The organism is Variovorax sp. NFACC27 (genome assembly GCF_048301545.1).
GTDB lineage: Bacteria > Pseudomonadota > Gammaproteobacteria > Burkholderiales > Burkholderiaceae_C > Variovorax > Variovorax gossypii.
The window spans coordinates 7567482-7582450 of sequence record NZ_CP157613.1 but is presented as its reverse complement, the minus strand read 5'-3'; the positions used below and the strand labels follow the sequence as shown (position 1 = coordinate 7582450).

Annotated in this window: 14 protein-coding genes and 1 tRNA gene; 11 read left to right on the top strand and 4 right to left on the bottom strand. The window is 65.4% G+C overall.

Features of this window, described 5'->3' with window-relative positions:
* Nucleotides 1–16: 16 nt before the first annotated feature.
* Nucleotides 17–1303, bottom strand: coding sequence for an efflux RND transporter periplasmic adaptor subunit (locus ABL840_RS35505; RefSeq protein WP_093206411.1), 1287 nt, complete (start codon nt 1301–1303; stop codon nt 17–19).
* A 178-nt stretch (nt 1304–1481) separates the two neighbouring features.
* Between ABL840_RS35505 and ABL840_RS35500 the strand changes: the two genes are divergently transcribed.
* From ABL840_RS35500 to ABL840_RS35475, 6 genes are all read left to right on the top strand, one after another.
* A complete protein-coding gene (locus tag ABL840_RS35500; RefSeq protein WP_093206412.1) occupies nt 1482–2156 on the top strand; it encodes a TetR family transcriptional regulator in 675 nt (224 codons plus the stop codon).
* A gap of 43 nt (nt 2157–2199) precedes the next feature.
* Nucleotides 2200–2274: transfer RNA gene (locus tag ABL840_RS35495), tRNA-Arg, on the top strand.
* A 681-nt stretch (nt 2275–2955) separates the two neighbouring features.
* Nucleotides 2956–5709: a type VI secretion system Vgr family protein gene (locus tag ABL840_RS35490; protein WP_093307005.1), complete on the top strand. Its 2754-nt coding sequence runs from the start codon at nt 2956–2958 to the stop codon at nt 5707–5709.
* 16 nt (nt 5710–5725) lie between these two features.
* Entirely contained in the window at nt 5726–7561 is a 1836-nt protein-coding gene (locus ABL840_RS35485) for a LysM peptidoglycan-binding domain-containing protein (protein ID WP_093306942.1), read from the top strand.
* 9 nt (nt 7562–7570) lie between these two features.
* Nucleotides 7571–8113 (top strand): hypothetical protein, encoded by a 543-nt coding sequence (locus ABL840_RS35480; RefSeq protein WP_143043002.1) that lies wholly within the window; start codon nt 7571–7573, stop codon nt 8111–8113.
* Nucleotides 8114–8181: 68 nt separating this feature from the next.
* On the top strand, nt 8182–8910 hold the full coding sequence (locus ABL840_RS35475; protein WP_093306943.1) for a glutathione S-transferase: 729 nt from the start codon (nt 8182–8184) through the stop codon (nt 8908–8910).
* A 17-nt stretch (nt 8911–8927) separates the two neighbouring features.
* Here ABL840_RS35475 and ABL840_RS35470 read toward each other — a convergent pair whose 3' ends face one another.
* Nucleotides 8928–9449, bottom strand: a complete 522-nt coding sequence (locus ABL840_RS35470; RefSeq protein ID WP_093306944.1) for a hypothetical protein — start codon at nt 9447–9449, stop codon at nt 8928–8930.
* A 101-nt stretch (nt 9450–9550) separates the two neighbouring features.
* Here ABL840_RS35470 and ABL840_RS35465 point away from each other — a divergent pair, with 101 nt between their 5' ends.
* Both ABL840_RS35465 and ABL840_RS35460 read left to right on the top strand, forming a co-directional pair.
* Entirely contained in the window at nt 9551–10444 is an 894-nt protein-coding gene (locus ABL840_RS35465) for a LysR family transcriptional regulator (RefSeq protein WP_176947616.1), read from the top strand.
* Entirely contained in the window at nt 10441–10986 is a 546-nt protein-coding gene (locus tag ABL840_RS35460) for an RNA 2'-phosphotransferase (RefSeq protein ID WP_093306946.1), read from the top strand. Before ABL840_RS35465 ends, ABL840_RS35460 begins: the two co-directional genes overlap by 4 nt.
* Here ABL840_RS35460 and rsmI read toward each other — a convergent pair.
* Nucleotides 10983–11936 carry a 16S rRNA (cytidine(1402)-2'-O)-methyltransferase gene (gene rsmI, locus ABL840_RS35455; RefSeq protein ID WP_093306947.1) on the bottom strand — a complete coding sequence of 318 codons (954 nt, stop codon included), beginning with the start codon at nt 11934–11936 and terminating at the stop codon, nt 10983–10985. The two genes, ABL840_RS35460 and rsmI, sit on opposite strands and share 4 nt — an antisense overlap.
* Nucleotides 11937–12007: 71 nt before the next feature.
* On the opposite strand from rsmI, the gene ABL840_RS35450 reads away from it, so the two are divergent.
* From ABL840_RS35450 to ABL840_RS35440, 3 genes are all read left to right on the top strand, one after another.
* Nucleotides 12008–12385, top strand: coding sequence for a YraN family protein (locus ABL840_RS35450; RefSeq protein WP_093306948.1), 378 nt, complete (start codon nt 12008–12010; stop codon nt 12383–12385).
* Between the two features lie 97 nt (nt 12386–12482).
* Entirely contained in the window at nt 12483–13094 is a 612-nt protein-coding gene (locus ABL840_RS35445; protein ID WP_093306949.1) for an SIS domain-containing protein, read from the top strand.
* Nucleotides 13091–13912 carry a BON domain-containing protein gene (locus ABL840_RS35440; RefSeq protein WP_093306950.1) on the top strand — a complete coding sequence of 274 codons (822 nt, stop codon included), beginning with the start codon at nt 13091–13093 and terminating at the stop codon, nt 13910–13912. Before ABL840_RS35445 ends, ABL840_RS35440 begins: the two co-directional genes overlap by 4 nt.
* Before the next feature lie 70 nt (nt 13913–13982).
* On the opposite strand, the gene ABL840_RS35435 is transcribed toward ABL840_RS35440, so the two are convergent.
* Nucleotides 13983–14891 (bottom strand): NAD(P)-dependent oxidoreductase, encoded by a 909-nt coding sequence (locus ABL840_RS35435; protein ID WP_093306951.1) that lies wholly within the window; start codon nt 14889–14891, stop codon nt 13983–13985.
* Between the last annotated feature and the right edge of the window lie 78 nt (nt 14892–14969).

Sequence of the window (14969 nt, the reverse complement as noted above, 5' to 3'; positions counted from 1 at the left end):
GCGGGCGCGCTCCTGATTACTTCTTCTCGGCCGGGGTCTTCTCGGCGGAGGCGGGTGCCGCAGGCGCGGCTCCCTCGGCGGCGGGCTTGGCCGCGCCGCCGTTCGGGTTGGGCTTGGTCCACGGGACTGCCTTCACCGGCGTGCCGGGCGGCATCATCTGCAGCTTCTGGAAGCCGTCGACCATCACCTGTTCGCCGGCCTTCAGGCCGTCGAGCACCACCCACTGGTTGTCCTTGGCGGCGCTGATCTTCACGCTGCGCTGGCTGATCTTCCCGTCCTTGTCGACCACCGATACGGTGTCGCCCTGCTGGGTGCGCGTGACGGCCTGCTGCGGCACCGTGATCGCGTTGGTGGCCTGCGCCTGCTCGAGCTTCACTCGCACGTACAGGCCGGGCAGCAGCTCGCCCTTGGGGTTGGGCACTTCGGCGCGCAGCGTGACCTGGCCGGTGGTGGAGTCGACCGTGAGGTCGGAGAACAGCAGCTTGCCTTCGAGCGGGTAGTCGGTGCCGTCTTCAAGCACCACGCGGATGGTCGCGGCTTCCTCGCCGCTCGCGCGCTTGTACTGGCCGGCGGCCACGGCGCGGCGCAGCTTCATCGCGTCGGAGGCCGACTGCGTGAAGTTCACGTACAGCGGATTGATCTGCTGCACCACGGCCAGCTCGGTGGCGTCGCCCTGGCCCACCAGCGCGCCCTCGGTGACGAGCGCGCGGCCGATGCGGCCCGCGATGGGCGAGGTCACGTCGGCATAGCTCTGGTTGATCTTGGCGGTCTGCAGCGCTGCGCGGCCCGATGCCACGTCGGCCTCGGCCTGCTTGGCGGAGGCCACGGCGGTCGCGTATTCCTGCTTGCTGACCGCATTGGCCTCGACCAGCGGCTTGTAGCGGTCGGCCAGGGCCTTGGCCTGTACGGCATTGGCTTCGGCGCGGGCCAGCGTGGCCTGCGCGTTCTGGGTGGCGGCCACCAGCGGCGCCGGGTCGATGCGGAACAGCAGCTGGCCGGCCTTCACGTCGCTGCCTTCGCGGAATTCGCGCTTCAGCAGGATGCCCGATGCGCGGGCGCGGACCTGGGCGATGCGGGAGGCCTCGAGGCGGCCGGGCAGCTCGGTGACGAGGCCGACGTCGGTCGGCGCGGCCACGACCACGCCGACTTCGGGCGCGGGGTGGCCACCGCCACCGCCTCCGCCGCCCGGGCCTCCGGGCGCATCGCTCTTGCCGCAGCCCGCGAGGACCAGCAGGACGACGGCGGCCACGGTCGCGAGGCGCGGCGAAAAGGACGATTGGCGCGAAACATGCAGGAGAGGCATGCGATTCCTTTGATGCGAAGACGGGAGATGGCGGGCGCGCGGTGCGAACCGGAAACCTGTACAGCCAGGTCGGCCATCGGGGAAGCCGGCTAGTTTACATACATTCATGGATGTATAGTGACAGCCATGCAATGGCCCCACGATACATAGAGGGCGTTGTCTTTACAAATCAGGAGACTTGGTGGCACGTCGTACGAAGGAAGAGGCATTGGCCACGCGGCATCGGTTGCTCGATGCCGCGGAGCTGCTGTTTCAGGCGCAGGGCGTCTCGCAGACCACGCTGCAGCAGATCGCGCAGCAGGCCGGCGCGACGCGCGGCGCCATCTATTGGCACTTCAAGGACAAGGCCGATCTCTTCAACGCGATGATGGAGCGCGTCATCCTGCCGCTGGAGACCTCGCCCAGGGCGGCGGCGACCGCTCCCGGCGTCGACGACCCACTGGCGGAAATCGAGGAGGGCATGGTGCACGCGCTCACCCTCATGACCACCGACCCGCAGGTGCGCCGCGTGTTCGACATCGCGACCCACAAGGTCGAATACACGCACGACATGGCCTCGGTGCAGCAGCGCCACCTCGACGCCCGCAACGCCTGCGTCGGCGACTTCGAGAAGGCCCTGCGCATGGCCGCGCGCCGCGGCCGCATCAAGCTGCCGGTGCCGGGCCATGTGGCGGCGCAGGGACTGCATGCGCTGATCAGCGGGCTCATCCAGAACTGGCTGCTCGACCCCCAGGCCTTCGACCTGGTGCCCACCGGAAGGCGCACGTTCAGGGTCTACCTGGCGGGCCTCGGCTTCGTCCGGCCGTTGCCGGGCGCACCCGTTGTGGACGAGACCGAAACCGTTGTCGCCTGATAGGCGATAATGCGTGGCTCCGGTGCACGCCGGACCCAGATTCCTCGCTGTATTTCAACGGATAGAATTCGGCCCTCCGAAGGCTGAGATCCAGGTTCGATTCCTGGCGGCGGGACCAAGACACCAAGCCGGACACATTTCAAATGTGTCCGGCTTTTTTGTTTTTCCCCGAAGCAAACCGCAACCGCCCCCGCGCTAGGGCGGCAGCCGATCCTCTCCCGCGCATTTCCCGAAGGGCCTTGAAGGCTCGAAGACATCGCGCGTCCGCACGGCATCAGACAACTCTGGGGACAGTTTCGGCACAAGTCATGCCTTATCCACAGCCGGATCGACTTCCAGGATGTTGTTCCATTTCCGGAAGCAGTCCCGAAGCAGGCACACACACAGTAGTACGGGAACCGCAAGTCCTTGTCACGCAAGGAAAAAACGGTGCTGTCCACAGCGCGGGTTTACCCTTATCTACTACTACTATCTTTAAATAAGAGAAGTAAGTAATTAAGAAGTGGAAGCCGGCGGGACGCACCCGAGCGTGCGAAACCCGGTGAGCCCAGGCATCGACCTGTGAACATTCGACACCTCCGCTGTCGGGCAGCGACGGGGCGCGCGGCCGGCACGCGCATTCGTTCACGAATCGGCAAGCCATCTCGTCGTTGTCAGATGGAAGACCGTGCCCGCTCGGATACTCCGACGAAACATGCCGCCGATCAGAGCGGCGATTTCAGGGAGGATCCATGTCCATCTTCGATGGCACGCGCCGGCACGTTCGCCGGTCGTGCATTCCTGCGTCTTCGGCGGTGCGATGACACGCCGCGTCACCATTCGAACGCCGATGGGGGAGGCGCTGCAGTTCCACCGGCTGGCCGGCCACGAAGCGTTGAGCCAGCTCTATGCCTTCGAGATCGATCTGCTGGGCAGCAGCAACGGCGTCGATCCCCGGATGCTGCTCGGCAAGCCCGCCACCGTGGAGGTGCGGACGGAGAGCGGCGATACGCGCCATCTGGGCGGCGTCGTCGCATCCTTCGGCCTGACCGGGGAGGACGCCCGCCATTCCTTCTATCGGATGAGGCTGCGCCCGTGGCTGTGGCTTGCCACGCGTCGAAGCGACTTCCGCATCTTCCAGAACAAGACCGTGCCGGAAATCGTGGCCGACGTGCTCGGCGGCTATGGCTACCCCATGGAGAAAAGACTGGGCCGCGACTACCGCGTCCGGGACTACTGCGTGCAGTATCACGAGAGCGATTTCTCGTACGTCTCGCGCCTGTGCGAACTCGAGGGCATCTGCTACTACTTCAGGCACGAGGCGCAGCGGCATGTGCTTGTGTTCGCGGACGACATCGCGAGCTCGCACGATCCGCTGCCGGGAGGCGACGTCGTGCGCTTCCATCCCCTGGAGAAGGCGGGCATGACCGGAGGGGGATCGAGCCCGAGCGAGCGCATCTACGAATGGAAAACCGGGGAAGAAATCCGATCGGGCCTTCACTTCACCAACGAGTTCGACCCGCTCAAGCCAAGGGCGGATCTTTCCAGCCGGCGGCAACTGCGCGCCGGCCATGCGCACGACGACTTCGAGCTCTACGAATGGCCCGGCGGCTACCGGGAGTACGACGACGGCGAGACCTGCACGCGCATCCGGACCGAAGAGCAGCTGAGCGGACGCTGCACCGCGAGCGGGCGTTCCAACAGACGCGAGCTCGCGCCGGGCTACACCTTCCAGCTGGCGAGTCATCCCAGGGACGACCAGAACCAGAAATACCTGCTGACCAGCGTCGACTACGAGCTGCAGGAAAACCTCCAGGCCAGCGAAGGCGCCAACGCGGGCGAAGGCTCGATTCAGTGCTTCTGCTTCGAAGCGCAGCCCGTCAGCCATGCATGGCGACCGCCGCGCACCACGCCGAAGCCTCGAACGCGCGGTCCGCAGACCGCCATCGTGGTCGGCCCGAAGAACGAAGAGATATGGGTCGACCAGTACGGCCGTGTCAAGGTCCAGTTCCACTGGGATCGCCTCGGCCGACACGACGAGAACTCCAGTTGCTGGGTGCGCGTGTCCATGGCCTGGGCAGGCGAGACCTTCGGTGCTGCTGCGCTGCCTCGCATCGGGCAGGAAGTGGTCGTCGATTTCCTGAGCGGTGATCCGGACTGCCCCATCATCACCGGCCGCGTGTTCAATGCCGAGAACATGCCTGCGTGGCGCCTGCCCGACCAGAAGAATCTGTCGGGCATCCGCAGCCGCGAGCTGGACGCAAGCGACGGTTCGGGCCGTGCGGGCGGAGCGCGGGGCAATCATCTGGCTCTGGACGACCATCATGGCAAGCTCCAGGCCCAGCTCAAGAGCGACCACCTCAGCAGCAGCCTGAGCCTCGGCCACATCGGCCGCATCGACGACACGTCGGGCCGCAAGGATGACCGGGGCGAGGGAGCCGAACTGCGCACCGACGGCCATGCGGCGGTGCGCGCCGCAAAGGGGCTGCTGCTCACCACCGAGGCTCGGCCCGGCGCGCAGGCGCATATCACCGACCTCGGCGAAACCGTCGCCCGCCTGACGGCCGCGCGCGATCTGCACGAGCGTCAGAGCCAGACCGCGCAGGAGGCCAGGGCGCACGAAGCGGGCGACCAGGATGCTGTCACGACGGCACTCAAGGAGCAGAACGATGCGATCAAGGGAAGGAGCGGAGGCTCGCGGCAGGAGGCGTTTCCGGAACTCGACGAGCCTCACCTCGTGCTCGCCAGCGCGGCCGGCATCCAGAGCGCCGCGGCGGGCGCCACCCACATTGCCAGCATCACGCACAACGCCCTGAGCAGCGGCGGCCATACGAGCATCAGCGCGGGCAGGAGCTTCCTGGTGAGCGTCAGGGAGGCCGCGCGCCTCTTCGCGTACAAGGCCATCCGCCTGACGGCCGCCACCGCGGGCATCGACATCGTCGCTCTGCAGAACAGCATCAACCTGCTGGCCAGGCTGGAGATCAAGCTCGAAGCCGACCGGATCGCCATCACCGCGAAGGAGGAGATCCTGATCAACGGAGGCGGCAGCTTCAGCAAGTGGAACGCCTCGGGCATCGTGCATGGAACCAGAGGCCTCTGGCGCGAACACGCCGCTACCCACAGCTATGCGGGGCCGATGGACATGGCCAAGCGGCTGCGCATGCAGGGCGTTAGCCATGACGACAAGTACAGCGTCCGTTTCGCGCCGCTTGGCAGCGACGAAGTCTTCAAGCACATGGAGATGGCAGGACTGCCCTACAGGATCCTCGGCGAGAAACAGGAAATCAAGGCGGAGGGCGTGATTCCCGACGACGGGCGGCTCCCCAGGATCAGCTTCGAGACGCCCGACGAGGCGGTGCTGGTCGTGGGCGAGGAGGCGTGGGACTGGGCGCCCGTGCCGACGATCCACGCGCGGCAGGCCAGTCCGGACAACGACGAAGGCGACGAGGTCCGTGAGGACGATGAATCGCCCGATGCCGAAAGCTCGAGATATGCCCCGCCGGGAGGTGCCTCGGCCTTCAGTCACTTCCTCCCCGAGTCGGCAGTCGAAGCTCATCTGAGCAGCCTGGCCTGAGCGCGAGAGACCAAGCATGCCCAAGCTGATATCCGCTACCTACCACCCCAACATCGAAGTCGCCGAGTTCATCTGCGAAGACGGCCGACACCTGCTGCGCTCGGGCGGAACGCTGCCATGGCGCATCAACAACCCCGGCGATCTGACCGCCCGGATGGTCGACGGTGTGCCCGCGCCCAGAAAGGCAAAGGGCTACGTCGGATTCGCCACGACCAGATCGGGCCGGACCTTCCTGATCTTCCCCGATGAAGATGCGGGGCGAGAGGAACTGAAGGCGAACCTGAAGCGACTGCACGGCGACAGGACGATCCCGGAAGCCATTCCTGTCTACGCCCCGAAGAAGGAAAACGACACGGAAAAATATGCGCGCGATCTGCTCAAGACGAGCGGCATTCCGGCCAGCAGAAAGATCGGCGAGTGCAGCGATGCCGAACTCGAAAAGATAGTGAACAGCATCGCGGAGATCGAGGGGTATCACGCCAACGCCGAGACCAGAAAGGAAACCTGGGTCGCCGTGAGCAGGATCAACGCGACCGACGGCAGCCAGCCTTTGCCCGATGCCGAGATCATTCTGCAAAGAGGAGGCAAGGAGGAAACGGTCAAGTCCGACGCCACGGGGCGATTTCCTCCAGTGATTCATCCGGCCGACAAATCGGCCGTGCACGTCAAGGTGGCGGAGCCGAAGAGCAAGAAGGCCGTGGTGGTCGGAATCATCGAGGGCGACGTCGGGAAGGATTTCAATCTTCTGGCGAAGTTCAGGAGATGGAAGGGCGTTGCCGGATCGGAGAAGGTCAACAGTTCGACGGTGGGGCAGAGGAAGCCCATGAGCTACGTGGTGCAGCCGGGGGACAGTCTTTGGAAGATCGCGAAGCTTTATCGCACCAGCGTTGCCGGCATCAAGGAGGCAAGCGGACTCGACCGCGACAGGATCTACCCCGGGGAGGTGCTGCTGATTACCGGGAGCGGCAAGGCAAAGCCGGACGGCAGGTCATCGAATCCTCCGTCCTTGGCCGCCAAGCCCCCGCCTGTGAGTGCACCGGCGAGCCCGGGAGCTCCGCCGAAGCGCGTACGTGTTTCTGCTCCCGCACCACCGCCTGTTTTGTCTGGAATCAGGTCATCGGATTCGGAGCGATCGAAGGAGGGAACGGGGAAGGTTCTGGCGTTGATCAATGCAATGCCGGACCGTGCACCCTGGATGGCTATCGCCATTGCTGAAGCAAAACTTAGATACGGCAAAGGAGAAGACGTACTGGAGAAGGAGATCGACTATCACGTCGAAATAGGAGATGGCTCGAAATTTCTTTCTCGAAGAGCTTGGTGCGCCGCGTTTGCTAATTGGTGCTTGTTGAAGGCAGGTTATCCAGTAGATAACGTGGGGTTTCGGGATCGGCGTGCCACGCTCGGTAGAGCACATGGTTTTTATGAAATGGATGAGGAGAAGAATATAAGAAACCCTTTGTTTGTGGAGTTGGGTCAGCCGATATATGGGGCAATTGCGATTGCCACACGAAAAAATGGGCACGGCTATCACGTTGGTTTTGCATACGGAAAGGAAGGAAAAGGAAATTTGATCTTGCTCGGTGGAAATCAAGAAGATCGAATTCAATTTTCCCCATTCAACATGGAACCGGAGAAGATGGTGGAGGTGATTGAAAAGAGCGGAAGGAAGCGTCGAAAAATAGTAAAAAGTCCGAGTTATTTGAGATATTTCGTTCCTGTTTCTTATCACGAGCAGGCTAAAAAAGATCTTGCCAACTCTGGTTTGAGTTCAATGGATGTTGATGCACTGAACGGGGTTATTGGTGTTCCTCCTCGACCAAAGAGGAAGAAGCCGGAAACAAAAACTGATTGAGGGTTTTATATGAAGGTATTTTTTCTTTTGCGAAGAATTGAGAGCGCTTTTTTCTTTACGGTGTTTTTTCTAATTCCCGTTGACTCTTTTGCTGGATTTAGGAGTGATCATTTTATTGGATGGGGCAGTCTGGGAGGAGGGGTGGAGAGTCAAGAGATTTCGGAGAAAATAATTAAATTTGCGAATAGCGACCGCATTGATTCTGACTGCGACATTCGATGGAAAAATAATGATTCAATGCTGTATTTAAATGGTCGTCGCTTGAAAATACCTGACGACTTGCTCAGAAAGGTTTTCACCGAACGAGACAGTGAGTCGTTCTCCGCGTTGAGCCATGCATTGCGCTCGTTCAGGGTTCCGGAGGCCAACGTACGCGACGGATTGGATGGAATTGTTTTTTATGACGGAGAAAGAACTTTCCGCATGATGAGCTTCACTGTTGGAGCAAGAAGGATCAAAACCTACCCGCGCGCGCTGAAGGCGTCTGCGAGCAGGGAAGAGGTCGAGCGCGCCTTCTGCTCGCTTCTTCCACCAATTACGCGAGCTCCTTGAGGGAGGCGATTCGAGCGATGAAGTGTTCATGATTGCCCGCGCGCCCACACCTATGCCACCATCCCCGCATGCCCTACCAACTCCATTACTGGCCCACCATCCAGGGCCGCGGTGAATTCGTGCGGCTCGCGCTCGAAGCGGCCGGCGCGGACTACGTCGACGTGGCGCGGTTGCCCGAGGCCGAAGGCGGAGGCGAGTCCGCCTTGGGTGAGCGGCTGGGTGACCCCGACAGTGCGCGCCCGGCGTTCGCGCCGCCGTTCCTCGTCGACGGCGACATCGTGGTCGGACAAACCGCCGCGATCCTGCTGTACCTGGGCCCCAGGCTCGGCCTCTCGGGCGTGGGCGAATCGGACGGGCTGTGGACGCACCAGCTGCAGCTCACCATCGCCGATGCGGTGGCAGAGGCGCACGACACGCACCATCCGATCTCGGTCGGCGCCTATTACGAAGACCAGCGCGATGCGGCCATGCTGCGCGCAAGAGCTTTTCGTGAAGAGCGCATCCCGAAGTTCCTCGACTGGTTCGAATGCGTGTTGCAGCGCAATCCCGCGGGCAGCCAGCATCTGGTGGGCGACACGCTGACCTACGCCGACCTGTCGCTGTTCCAGCTGGTGGACGGATTGCGTTACGCATTTCCAAAAGCTTCGGCGCGGGCGCTGGTCGCCACGCCCGCGGTCGAGAAGCTGCATGCCAATGTCAAGCGCCGCCAGCGCGTGCGCGACTACCTCCAGAGTCCTCGCCGCATCGCGTTCAACGAAGACGGCATCTTCAGGCGCTACGCCGAGCTGGACGGCTAGCTCTCCGAGCTTGCCGGTCAGTTGACGAGGGCGGCCGCGTCCTTCCACGCCGGCAGCAACACCAATCCTGCGACCGTCACCGGCTTGCGCTGCGGGCCGAAGAGGTACCGGTGAGGCACCATGCCTTCGAGGTGGTGCAGCACGTCGCTGCGGTCGTCGATGAAGTGCGTGATCCGCAGCTCGCGGCAGTGGTCGGCCTTTTGCGGCCGCTGCAGGCAGAAGCGAAGGTTCGCGGGCGCGATGCCGGTGCGCTCGAAGAAGCTGTGATGCCGCAGCCACGCACGGCTCTTGGCCTGCACGCTCGGCCCGCATTTCGACACCAGCCACACGCGGCCCTCGAACTTCTCGACCAACGGGCCGACAGCCTCGAACATGCCTTCGTAGGGCGGTGTGTCCAGCGCGTCCTGCAGCGAGCCGCCGATGAAGGATGTGTCCGCGCCGCCGGCGCCTTCGGCCGCGATCAGCACGCGGCCGATGTCGATGCCGAGCCGGGGGAGTCGGGATGAGGGTGCAGATGTAGATGCAGATGTGTGTTTCATTTCTTGTTCCTTTTCGTCTTGAAGCAGGCGGATCGTAGAAATGAAGCTCATCACCAGGAACTACTGTTATTGGATGAGCTATCCATAGAATGGATAGCCAGATGGACATCCCCCGCACCAACCTCGATGCACTGCAGTCGTTCGCCGTGTTCGCCGACACGCTGAACTTCAGCGAGTCGGCGCGCCTGCTGCACATCAGCCAGCCGGCGCTGCACGCCAAGGTGCGCAAGCTGTCGGAACAGATCGACGCGAAGCTCTACGTGCGGGTGGGCGGTGCGCTCGAACTCACTGCCACGGGCGAGCAGGTTGCGAGGCATGCGCGGGAGCTGCTCGCGTTCAACCAACGCTTCGTGAAGGGCCTGGCCCAGGGGCAGGACGCTCCGGTCGTCACCCTGGCCGCCGGCGAGGGCGCATACCTCTACCTGCTGGGCAAGGCGCTGTCGCGGTTCTCGGGCGCGGGGGCGTCGCCGCACCTGCAGCTGCTCACGCGTGATCGCGACGAATCGATCCGGGCAGTGCGCTCGGGGCAGGCGCAGCTGGGCATCGCGCCGCTTGGCACCGTGCCCGCCGATCTGCGTGCCGTGCGGTTGACATCCGTGGGGCAGGTGCTGGTCGTGCCGCGAGGCCACGCGCTGACCTCGCGCAAGACGGCGCGCCTGCGCGACTTGAAGGGCGCGCAGCTGATCGTGCCGCCGGCGGGGCGGCCGCATCGCGAGTTGCTCGGCCGTCTGCTGCAGGCCGAGTCGGTGCAGTGGCTGCCATCGCTCGAAGCCAACGGCTGGGAGCTGATGCTGCGCTTCGCACAACTGGGCTTCGGCCTCACGGTGGTGAATGCCTGCTGCCACATTCCCAATGGCCTGGTGGCGATTCCGCTGCAGGGCTATCCGTCGCTCGACTACCACGTGTTCCACGCAGCCGACCGGCCACCGACCGCGCACGTGCAGCGGCTGATGGACGCTCTGCTCGCACACGGCGACCACTGGAAGACCCGATGACGCCCGAAGACGCCAGCAAGTTCATCGCCTATGTCCTGCGGCATGCGCCGGAGTCCATCGGCCTGCGGCTCGACGCGCAGGGCTGGGCCGGCATCGAAGCGCTGGTGGCCGGAGCCGTGGCAGCAGGGCGCGACCTGACGACGGCGGATGTCCTGCAGGCAGTCGACTCGGGCGCGAAGAAGCGTTACGAATTGTCGACAGACGGGCTGAGCATTCGTGCGCTGCAGGGCCACTCCACGCCGCAGGTCAGCCGCAGCTTCGAGGCGATTGCTCCGCCGCCGCTGCTTTTCCACGGCACGGCCACGCGTTTCCTGGCGTCCATTCGTGTCCAGGGCCTGCTGCCGGGATCGCGGCAGCACGTGCATCTGTCAGCGGACGAAGCCACTGCGGTGCTGGTTGGGCAACGCCATGGCAAGGCGCATGTGCTCAGGGTGGATACGGGCCGCATGCATGCGGCGGGCCATGTCTTCCATCGTGCGGAAAACGGGGTCTGGCTGACCGCGGCGGTGCCGCCGGAGTTTCCTTTTCTTCCGCCGGGCTAGTCTTGCTCAGCCTCGTTGCGGATGCGCAAGGCCGTGTCGTACAGCGTGTTGCGCGGGGCGCCGCTGATTTCGGCCGCGAGCTTCACGGCCGTCTTCACAGGCAGTTCGGCCAGCAGCAGGCGCAGTACGCGCTCGCCTTCCGCGCCGCCGTCGCCGCTCACGGCCACGGGGTGCAGCACCAGCGCGAACTCGCCGCGCGTGCGGTCGCGGTCGGCGCCGAACCAGTCGGGCAATGCGCTGGCCGCGACGGTGGCGATTTCCTCGAACTGCTTGGTGAGTTCGCGGCCCACGGTGACGCGGCGCTCGCCCAGCGTGGACAGCGCGCGCGCGAGGTTTTCGATGCGGTGCGGGGCCTCCAGCAGCACCACCGCGCGCGGCTCCTGCGACAGCACCTGCACGGCCGTGTCGCGCTCGCCCGACTTGCTCGGCAGGAATCCAGCGAAGACGAAAGCGCTGCTGCTGGCATTGCCGTCACCGCCGCCGTCGGCCACCAGCCCCGCGGCGCCGATGAGCGTGGTCACGCTGCTGGCGCCCGGCAGCGGCAGCACGCGCTGCCCCGCGGCGCGCACGGCGGCCGCAAGGCGTGCGCCGGGGTCGCTTACGCCGGGCGTGCCGGCGTCGCTGACGTAGGCGATGCGCTCGCCCTGCGCGAGCCGCGCAACCACGGCCTGCGCGGCCTCGGCCTCGTTGTGCTGGTGCACCGCCAGCAGCCGGGAGCCGGGGCGGTCGACGCCGTAGGCGCGCAGCAGGGCCTGCGTGTGGCGCGTGTCCTCGCAGGCGATGGCGTCCACCAGCTGCAGCACGTGCAGCGCACGCAGCGTGATGTCGGCCAGGTTGCCGATGGGCGTGGCGACGACGTAGAGCGTGCCCTGCGGATAATGCTGCGCACCCGCGGCGTCGTGCGCGGCCGCGAGGGCGGCGCCGAAAGAAGCAGGGGCGAGTGAAGCCAAGGGGTTTCTCCGTCGGAACGAACAAGAAGTCAGAAAAAGAGATCGCAAGCAGGCCGCAGACAGGGAGGGCCATGAAGACCGACACCACGACGAAGCATCGGGGCGATGCGGCGGAAGACGCCGCGCTCGACCACCTGCAGGACGCCGGCCTCGTGCTGCTCGCCCGCAATTATCGGACGCCCGGGCGCGGCGGCGGCGAGATCGACCTGATCATGCGCGATCCGCGCCCTTCGCCCGCGGGCACGCTTGTGTTCGTGGAGGTCCGCCAGCGCAGCACCGGCGCGCACGGCGGGGCAGGCGGCAGCATCACCGGAGCGAAGCAGCGGCGCATCGTGCTCGCCGCGCAGCACTACCTGAGCCGGCTGCGCACGCTTCCGCCGTGCCGTTTCGATGTGGTGCTGGTCGAGGAGAAAATCACCTGGCTGCAAGGGGCTTTCGACGCGGGCTGATGCCTCTCGTCATGCCCTCGCACGGGAACCGAAGCGCTGACCAAGGCTCCACAACTCAAACGTCTTGTTTCACAACCCGCAGTTATCATCCCGCCTCATGCTCGAGCAACGGATTCAGCAGCACTTCATCGACAGTGCCGACCTCAAATACCAGACCGGACCGGTCCTCAGCAAACCCATCTCTCAAGCGATGCAGGCCATCCTGGCGTGCGTGACCAGCGGCGGCAAGGTGCTCGCCTGCGGAGCCGGCGTGTCGGGCCTGCTGGCGGCCCAGTTCGCCGCGCAGTTCGTGGGCCGCTTCGAACGCGAGAGGCCAGAGCTCGGCGCCATCGCGCTGCCCGGCGACGCCACCGACCCCGGTGCCGACGGCGCGGAAGCCGTGGATGCCGACCGCTTCGCCCGCCAGGTCCGTGCGCTCGGCCAGGCCGGCGACGTGCTGCTGGCCTTGAGCATCAGCGGCCAATCGGCTTCGGTGCTGGCCGCCGTGACCGCGGCGCACGAGCGCGACATGACCGTGGTCGCGCTGCTCGGCAATGCCGCGTCGGGGGCGGGCGGCTCCATCGGCCGCGCGCTGCGCGAGACCGACGTTCAGATCAGCGTGCCGCACGAGCGTGCGGCTCGCATCCACGAGATCCACCAGATCGCGCTGCATTGCCTGTGCGACGGCGTGGACGCCCAGTTACTCGGAGAACAGGAAGTTTCCTCATGACCATGACGACCATGACGACGACATCGACCCAACGTTTCGCTCTCGCCCTGACCCTGGGCGCCGCACTGGTCACGGGTCTTTCCGCCTGCGTGCCGCTCGTCGTGGGTGGCGCGGCCGTGGTGGGCGTGGGCATGGTGGCCACCGACCGCCGCAGCTCGGGCGCGCAACTGGACGACCAGGGCATCGAGCTGCGCGCGGCGGCCCGCGTGCGCGACATCGCCAACGACCAGATGTACGTGAGCGTCACCAGCTACAACCGCCAGGTGCTGCTGACGGGCGCCGTGGGCAGCGACGCCGACCGCCGCCGCGTCGAGGACGAAGTCAGCCGCATCGTGAACGTGCGCTCGGTGGTCAACGAACTGACCGTCGGCTCCTCCAGCACCTTCCAGGACCGCTCGAACGACCTCTACATCACCGGCAAGGTGAAGGCTTCCCTGCTCGACGCCAAGGACATCTTCGCCAATTCCTTCAAGGTGGTGACCGAGCGCGGCGTGGTCTACCTGATGGGCATCGCCACGCGCCGCGAGACCGATCGCGCCACCGAGATCACGCGCGGCGTGTCTGGCGTGGTCAAGGTGGTGCGCGTGGTCGAGGTCGTGAGCGAGGCCGACCTGGCGGCAAGCCAGGCGGCGAACCAGGCCGCCGCGCAGCGCGGCGGCGCGGGGCCGGCGCCGGTGACTTCGGCTACGCCCTCCACGCCGTCGTCGTCTTCCTCCACCTCGCGCGTGCCGCTGCCGCCGATGGAGCCGCTGCCCGGTTCGGGCTCGTCCACGTCGACGCCGTCCTCGAGCGGGGTGACGACTTCGCCGGTGCGCTGAAGAGCCGGCCGGCGAGCCAAAACAGAAAAGCCCGCGTCAGCGGGCTTTTTTCATGGCGTCACCTGGCTGGTCACTTGAGCCGCGTGATGAGGCTCGAGGTATCCCAGCGCCGCCCGCCGGCCTGCTGCACGTCGGCATAGAACTGGTCGACCAGCGCCGTCACCGGCACGCGCGCGCCGTTGCGCTTGGCTTCGTCGAGCACCAGGCCCAGGTCCTTGCGCATCCAGTCGACGGCGAAGCCGTAGTCGAACTTGCCTTCGATCATGGTCTTGCCGCGGTTCTCCATCTGCCAGCTCTGGGCAGCGCCCTTGCTGATGACGCCCAGCACGGCTTCCATGTCGAGTCCGGCGCGTTGGCCGAAGGCGATGGCTTCCGACAGGCCCTGCACCAGGCCCGCAATGGCGATCTGGTTGACCATCTTCGCGAGCTGGCCGGCGCCGCTCTCGCCCAGCAGCGTGACCGCGCGCGAGAAGGCCATGGCCACCGGCTTGATGCGTTCGAACACCGCCGCGTCGCCGCCGCACATCACCGTGAGCGCGCCGTTCTGCGCTCCGGCCTGGCCGCCCGAGACGGGTGCGTCGATGAAGTGCAGGCCCAGCGCCTGGGCCGCCCTGGAAAGCTCGCGCGCCACGTCGGCCGAGGCGGTCGTGTGGTCGACCAGCACGGCACCCTTCTTCATGCCGGCGAAGGCGCCGTCGTCGCCCAGCACCACCGAGCGCAGGTCGTCGTCGTTGCCGACGCAGCTGAACACGATGTCGGCGCCCGCGACCGCTTCGCGCGGCGTGGCGGCATGGCGGCCGGGCGGGCCGAATTCGTCGGCCCAGGCCTGCGCCTTGGCAGCCGTGCGGTTGTAGACCGTGACGCTGTGGCCGGCCTTTGCCAGGTGGCCGGCCATCGGGCCGCCCATGACGCCGAGGCCGAGGAAGGCCACTGTCTGTGCGGGAACGGATTCGTAGGTGCGGGGGTTGATGCTGCTCATGGGGCGACAGCTTAAAGCCATTCCGTCGCAGGTGGGATGCGCCTAACATATACGTGAACGTACAGGTTTGGGTAAAAT